Annotated in this window: 6 protein-coding genes; 5 read left to right on the top strand and 1 reads right to left on the bottom strand. The window is 63.2% G+C overall.

What is annotated here, in order from left to right:
* Positions 1-963, top strand: a 963-nt coding sequence (pheS, locus tag PGX04_RS11420) for a phenylalanine--tRNA ligase subunit alpha (protein WP_273738622.1), incomplete at its 5' end; no start/stop codon positions are given.
* Complete coding sequence (pheT, locus tag PGX04_RS11415) at positions 963-2,726, top strand: phenylalanine--tRNA ligase subunit beta (protein WP_273738620.1); 1,764 nt, start codon at positions 963-965, stop codon at positions 2,724-2,726. The genes pheS and pheT, both read left to right, overlap by 1 nt.
* A 196-nt stretch (positions 2,727-2,922) precedes the next feature.
* Here pheT and PGX04_RS11410 read toward each other — a convergent pair whose 3' ends face one another.
* Complete coding sequence (locus PGX04_RS11410) at positions 2,923-3,120, bottom strand: SymE family type I addiction module toxin (RefSeq protein ID WP_098725211.1); 198 nt, start codon at positions 3,118-3,120, stop codon at positions 2,923-2,925.
* 239 nt (positions 3,121-3,359) lie between these two features.
* On the opposite strand from PGX04_RS11410, the gene PGX04_RS11405 reads away from it, so the two are divergent.
* From PGX04_RS11405 to PGX04_RS11395, 3 genes are all read left to right on the top strand, one after another.
* Positions 3,360-3,668: a non-histone chromosomal MC1 family protein gene (locus PGX04_RS11405; protein WP_098727332.1), complete on the top strand. Its 309-nt coding sequence runs from the start codon at positions 3,360-3,362 to the stop codon at positions 3,666-3,668.
* Positions 3,669-4,170: 502 nt separating this feature from the next.
* Positions 4,171-5,481 (top strand): MFS transporter, encoded by a 1,311-nt coding sequence (locus PGX04_RS11400; RefSeq protein WP_377042570.1) that lies wholly within the window; start codon positions 4,171-4,173, stop codon positions 5,479-5,481.
* A 74-nt stretch (positions 5,482-5,555) separates the two neighbouring features.
* On the top strand, positions 5,556-5,859 hold a 304-nt coding region (locus PGX04_RS11395; protein WP_273738617.1), incomplete at its 3' end, for a prephenate dehydratase domain-containing protein.

The raw sequence follows: 5,859 nt of genomic DNA, 5'->3' as shown, positions 1-5,859 counted from the left end.
GAACGGGCCGTCACCGAACTGATGGCGGGAATCGAGACGAGCGAGACGGTCGGCCAGGTCACCCCGGAACTGCTCACGAGCGGCGAGTGGGAAGACGTCGAGTTCTCCGAGTACAACGTCGAGGCCGACGCCGAGCGCTTCGACGGCGGCAAGGTCCACATCCTGCGCCAGACCGCCGAACGCGTCAAGGACGTCCTCGTCGGGATGGGGTTCCAGGAGATGGAAGGGCCCCACGTCGACGCGGACTTCTGGATCAACGACTGCCTGTTCATGCCCCAGGATCATCCCGCTCGCACGCACTGGGACCGGTTCGCGCTCGAGCGGCCGACCCACATCGACGAGCTGCCGGAGGACCTCGTCGACCGCGTCGAGCGCGCTCACCGGGAGGGCGTCGGCCCGGACGGCGAGGGCTATCACTCGCCGTGGGACGAGGACTTCGCCCGGGCGCTCGCGCTGCGCGGGCACACCACCTCGCTGTCGACTCGCTATCTCTCGGGCGAGGAGGTCGGCGAACTCGAGCCGCCACAGCGGTACTTCAGCGTCGAGAAAGTCTATCGGAACGACACGCTCGATCCGACGCACTTACTCGAGTTCTTCCAGATCGAGGGCTGGGTGATGGCCGAGGACCTCTCGGTGCGCGATCTGATGGGCACCTTCGAGGAGTTCTACGCCCAGTTCGGGATCACGGACATCCAGTTCAAGCCCCACTACAACCCCTACACGGAGCCGAGCTTCGAGCTGTTCGGCACGCACCCGACGACGGGCGAACTCGTCGAGATCGGCAACTCCGGGATCTTCCGCGAGGAGATGCTCGAGCCCCTCGGCGTGGAGTGCGACGTGATGGCCTGGGGACTGGCCCTGGAGCGACTGCTCATGCTGATGTACGGCTTCGAGGACATCCGGGACATCCACGGCACCCTGTGTGACCTCGACCTGCTGCGCGAAACGGAGGTGACCTACTGATGCCCACCGTCGATATCGACCCCGACGAACTGCGGACCCTGACCGGTCACGACGAAAAGAGCGACGACGACCTGATCGACGATCTGTTCGGTCTCGGCCTCGAGTTCGAGGGCCGCACGGAGGACGACGAGTTCGAACTCGAGTTCGCGCCGGACCGGCTCGATCGACTCTCCGTCGAGGGCGTCGCCCGCTCGATGCGATACCAGTACGGCGACGCGCGGGGGGTCCACGTTCCCTCGCCGAACTCGTCCGAATGGACCATCGAAGTGGACGACTCGGTCCCGGACGAGCGGCCGTACGTCACGGGCGCAGTCGTCCGCGACATTGACCTCGACGAGGACAGTCTCGACTCGCTCATTCAGCTCCAAGAGAAGCTCCACGCGACGATGGGGCGCAAGCGCGCGAAGGGGGCGATCGGGATTCACGATCTGACGATGCTGAAGGGCACCGCTGCGACGGAGGGGAACCCAACCATCCAGTACGTCGGCATCGAACCCGACGAGGATCGGTTCGTCCCGCTCGATTCCGATCAAGAGATGACGCCGGCCGACGTGCTCGAGGAGCACCAGACGGGCCGGACTTATGCCGATCTGGTCAGCGGGTACGAGCGGTATCCGGCGATCTACGACAGTATCGGGCTGTTCTCGTTCCCGCCGGTTATCAACGGCCGCCGGACCGAGGTCTCGACGGACTCGCGGGACCTGTTCGTCGAGATGACGGGCACCGACCAGTGGACGATCGACAAGATGCTGAACATCGTCTGCTACGCGCTGTCGGCTCGCGGGGCCACGCTCGAGGAGGTGACGGTCGAGTATCCGGATAGCGAGTCCGCGAACGCGGACTCGAATGGGAGCCGGACGCAGTCCGGCGGACGCGAGCTTGTTCGGCCGGACCTCTCGATGAAGACGAAAACGGTCTCCCACGACCGCATCGAGACGATCCTCGGGATCGGACTCGATCCCGACGAAGTGATCGACCTCGCCGAGCGGTCGGGGCTCAAAGCGGAAAAGAACGAAAGCGACGCGGGCGACCTCGTCTACGAGGTGACGATCCCGCCCTACCGCGTCGACGTGCTCCACCCGCTGGACGTCATCGACGACCTCGGGCGGGCCTACGGCTTCAACGAACTCGAGCCCCGCTATCCCGATGTGGGAACCGTCGGCGGCCGTCACGAGCGCTCCCGGCTCGAAAACGCCGCCAGAACCCAGCTCGTCGGACTGGGCTTCGAGGACCTGCTGAACTTCCACATGATCAGCGAGGGGGAGAACTACGACCGGCTCGATATCGCTCCCGGTGACGACGTCTACGGAGCCGGCGAGCCCGCGACGATCAAAGAGCCCTACAGCGAGGACTTCACCATGCTTCGGACGTGGGTCATGCCCTCGCTGCTGATGGTCCTCGAGCGGAACACCCACCGATCCTACCCGCAGAACCTCGCCGAGATCGGCTTCGCCGCCGAGGTCGACGAGCGCGAGAACACCGGCGTTTCGGAGGGCCGCCGCGTCGGAGCCGTCCTCGCGAGCCACGAGTCCGGCTACGAGGACGCCAAGGCTCGACTCCAGACGCTCGCCCGCAACTTCGACGCCGACCTCGAGACGCCGCCGACCGACCACCCGACCTTCATTTCGGGTCGAACCGCAGCGATCGTCATCGACGGCGAAGAAGTCGGCGTGATCGGCGAGGTTCACCCGAAGGTGCTCGTCGAGCACGACCTCGAGGTGCCGGTGTCGGCGTTCGAGTTCGACCTCGAGGCGCTGCGCTGAGGGGGAAGGCGGTTTCTCGAGCGCGTTCCGGCTTGTAGTTGATTCAACGTATAGTACCGCGAGCGACCATCGGGAGCGAGCGGGCCGACGACTGACTCGAAGTGAGCAGCGCGAACGGAGAGGAAGGAGGAGTGCTTTTCATCGACGTTTTGCCGAGGGTGCGCCGAAGGCGCACCCGCAGAGCAAAAGGTCGGTTCTAGAACTCGTGTTCGACGTCGTCCTCGTTGGCTTTCTGGATGATTATCTTGCCGTCCCGGACCCGGACGAAGACCTCGTCGCCGATATCCATGCCCGCGACCTCGAGTTCGTCTTCGTGGAGGTTGAGGTGGACGTTGTGGTAGTTACCGTCGTCGTCTTTCGCACCGCTTGGACTCAGCTTCTTTTTCCGTACCATCGCGGGATTCTATTCCGAACTTCGCCGTAGGATATACTTAAGTGTTTTCGACGCCACGAGTGTTGACCGTGTTACGCGCGCATCGGGCGAACAACGACGGCACGGCGACCGAATACCGGATGTCGATATTGCGGTGAAATGGTGTACGCTACTCACTTAAAGATACCGGCGCAGTCGGTCGGTTTTGGGGGATATCTTTATGTCGGATCGTGTGCTTGACTGACACGGAGGCGATAATCATGGTACGCGAAGACGGTAAACGAAACTTTGCACTGCGTGAATCACCCGACGACGAGTCGAGTGTCTTCTCGGGTAACACACCCCGGCAGGCTGCCCTCAAGGCGGCCAGACGGCTCGAGCCTGGCTCGAGCGAGGAGGCAGCGGATCGCGTCGAACTCAAACTTCGCGAGAAGGGGACGGACAAGGTACACATCTACGACGGCTGGGCGTGGGAAGAGACCGCTCCCGACGACAAGCCCGACTGGATGCCCGACGAGATCACGGAAGCGAACGTCTCGAAGAAGGGAATCGAGCACCTCGACGAGTAAGCCGTCCGAGCAGTAGTTTTCTCCGGTGTGACATCGACCAGAAGCGGTGTCGGTAGATCGGAGAGAGTGTGCTGCTGAGTACCATGTAAACTGCATCGGGACGTGGCCTCGAGGCAGTCTCCCAGTCCGCTTGTACCCCGACGGATCTGGTTCGGCGAGAGAACCGAACGGACGACGATACTCACCGAATAGAGAGTTGTATATTTCCATAATATTTCCAGAATAGACCGCTTGTCTGGGAATTAAACGCCATAATACGGAGGGGTTTTGTTAGATTACTGCCGTACAGTTGGGTATATTCTAATAAGTGGATTTATACGGGAGTTGCCGAACAACTCGAGTGAGCCATGTTGAAATACATCGAAGGAGATCGAAAGTTATGGGACGAAGATGGCGAAAAATCGGGAATAAATAATACGTTTGTTTCTATTATCGTAACAGGAACGACGGATTCGAAGTACGACACTCGAGGCTTCAGCCGGGGTGAGCAGTCGTGATCACGATGACCAAGTGGCGGACGCTGGTGTTAGCAACGATCGGGTTCAACTTCTCGTTCCTGATCTGGTTCTCCTTCGCGCCGTTCACGGGGCCGATGGCCGAGGAGTTCGGCCTCTCGCTCGCGGAGATCGGGATCCTCGCGAGCGCGGCGATCTGGCTCGCGCCGTTCGGTCGCATTCTGACCGGCTGGCTCTCCGATCGCTGGGGCGCGCCGACGGTGTTCGCCATCGTGTTAACCTACGTCGGCGTCTTCTCCATCGCGTCGGCGTTCGCCCAGTCCTACGCCGTCTTCTTCGTCGAGCGGCTGATCGTCGCGACCGCTGGAATCACCTTCGTCATCGGGATCCAGCACGTCTCCGAGTGGTTCGACGAGGAACAACTGGGGACTGCAGAGGGAATCTACGCCGGCGTCGGCAACGCCGGTGCCGCCGGCGGTGCGCTCATCCTCCCGCGCGTGTTCACCGAGAACTGGAGCGGACCGATATTCGAGACGAGCTGGCGAGCGGCCTTCTTCTACACCGGAATCGTCTCGATCCTGCTGGCGATCGTCTACTACACGATCGGCGAGGCCGCCAGGAGCGACGCGAAACGAGAGGCGACCAAGTCGACTGCGACCCTCAGAGATTGGCTCTACACCGCCACCCGCTACGGCACCGTCGTGCTCGCGCTGGCGTACGTGATGAGCTTCGGCCTCGAGCTCTCGATGAACGGCTGGCTGGCGACGTACTACCGGGAGGGATTCAACACGGACAACCTCGTGCTCGCCAGCACGTTCGCCGCGACGTTCTCCGTCGCAGCCGGCCTGCTTCGGCCGATCGGCGGCTACGTCAGCGACCTGCTCGCACGCAAAGAGAAGAACATCCTGCCGATCTTCACGGGCCGCTACCGCGAGCAGTGGACGTTCGTCTCGCTGTGTTTCATCGTGCTCGCGATGGTCGGGATGACGCTGGCCGGTCTGACCGGCCAGGTGCTGCTGGCCGTCGCGTCCGGCTTCATCGTCGGCATGGGCTGTGCGTTCGCCGAGGGGGCGATCTTCGCACAGGTGCCGGCGATGTTCCCGAACAGTTCGGGCAGCGTCGCCGGCGTCGTCGGCGGCGTCGGCACGCTCGGCGGAATCGTCTACCCGCTCGTCTACGCCGCGCCGATGATGCCGAGCCTCCACACCGGCTACGCCGTCGTCGCGGCCACGATGATCCCCATCCTGTTGCTGTGCGCGTGGGTCTTCCAGCCCCGCCTCGCCGAACGGGCGACCGAAGACGGCGTTCTGGCCTCGAGCCGCGATAGCGGTGCCTCCGGAGCGCCGATCGACGACTGAGTGCCGAGGAACCGTCGTCGACCGGCCCCGAGAACCCGACGGTCTTTTGACCCGTAGCCTGCTATCGGCGGGTAATGACTGCAGTGACGCTGGGACCCGAAGGGACCTACTCACACCGGGCGACGAGCGCGATCGCCGACGGCGACGAGATCGACTTCCGCCAGTCGGTCACGGCGATCGTCGACGCCGTCGCCGCGGGCGAATACGACCGCGGCGTCATTCCCATCGAGAATAGCATCGAGGGCTCCGTGACGGAGAGCCTCGACGCCATCGCCGACTACGACGTCGCCGTCGTCCGCGAGATCGTCACGCCGATCCGACACGCCCTGCTCGCGCAGGGACCCGAGTTCGACACCGTCGCCAGCCACTCGCAGGCGC

The sequence above is a fragment of the Natrinema soli genome, assembly GCF_028618695.1.
The sequence above is the reverse complement of the archived record's forward strand: the minus strand, read 5'-3'. Positions and strand labels throughout refer to the sequence as shown.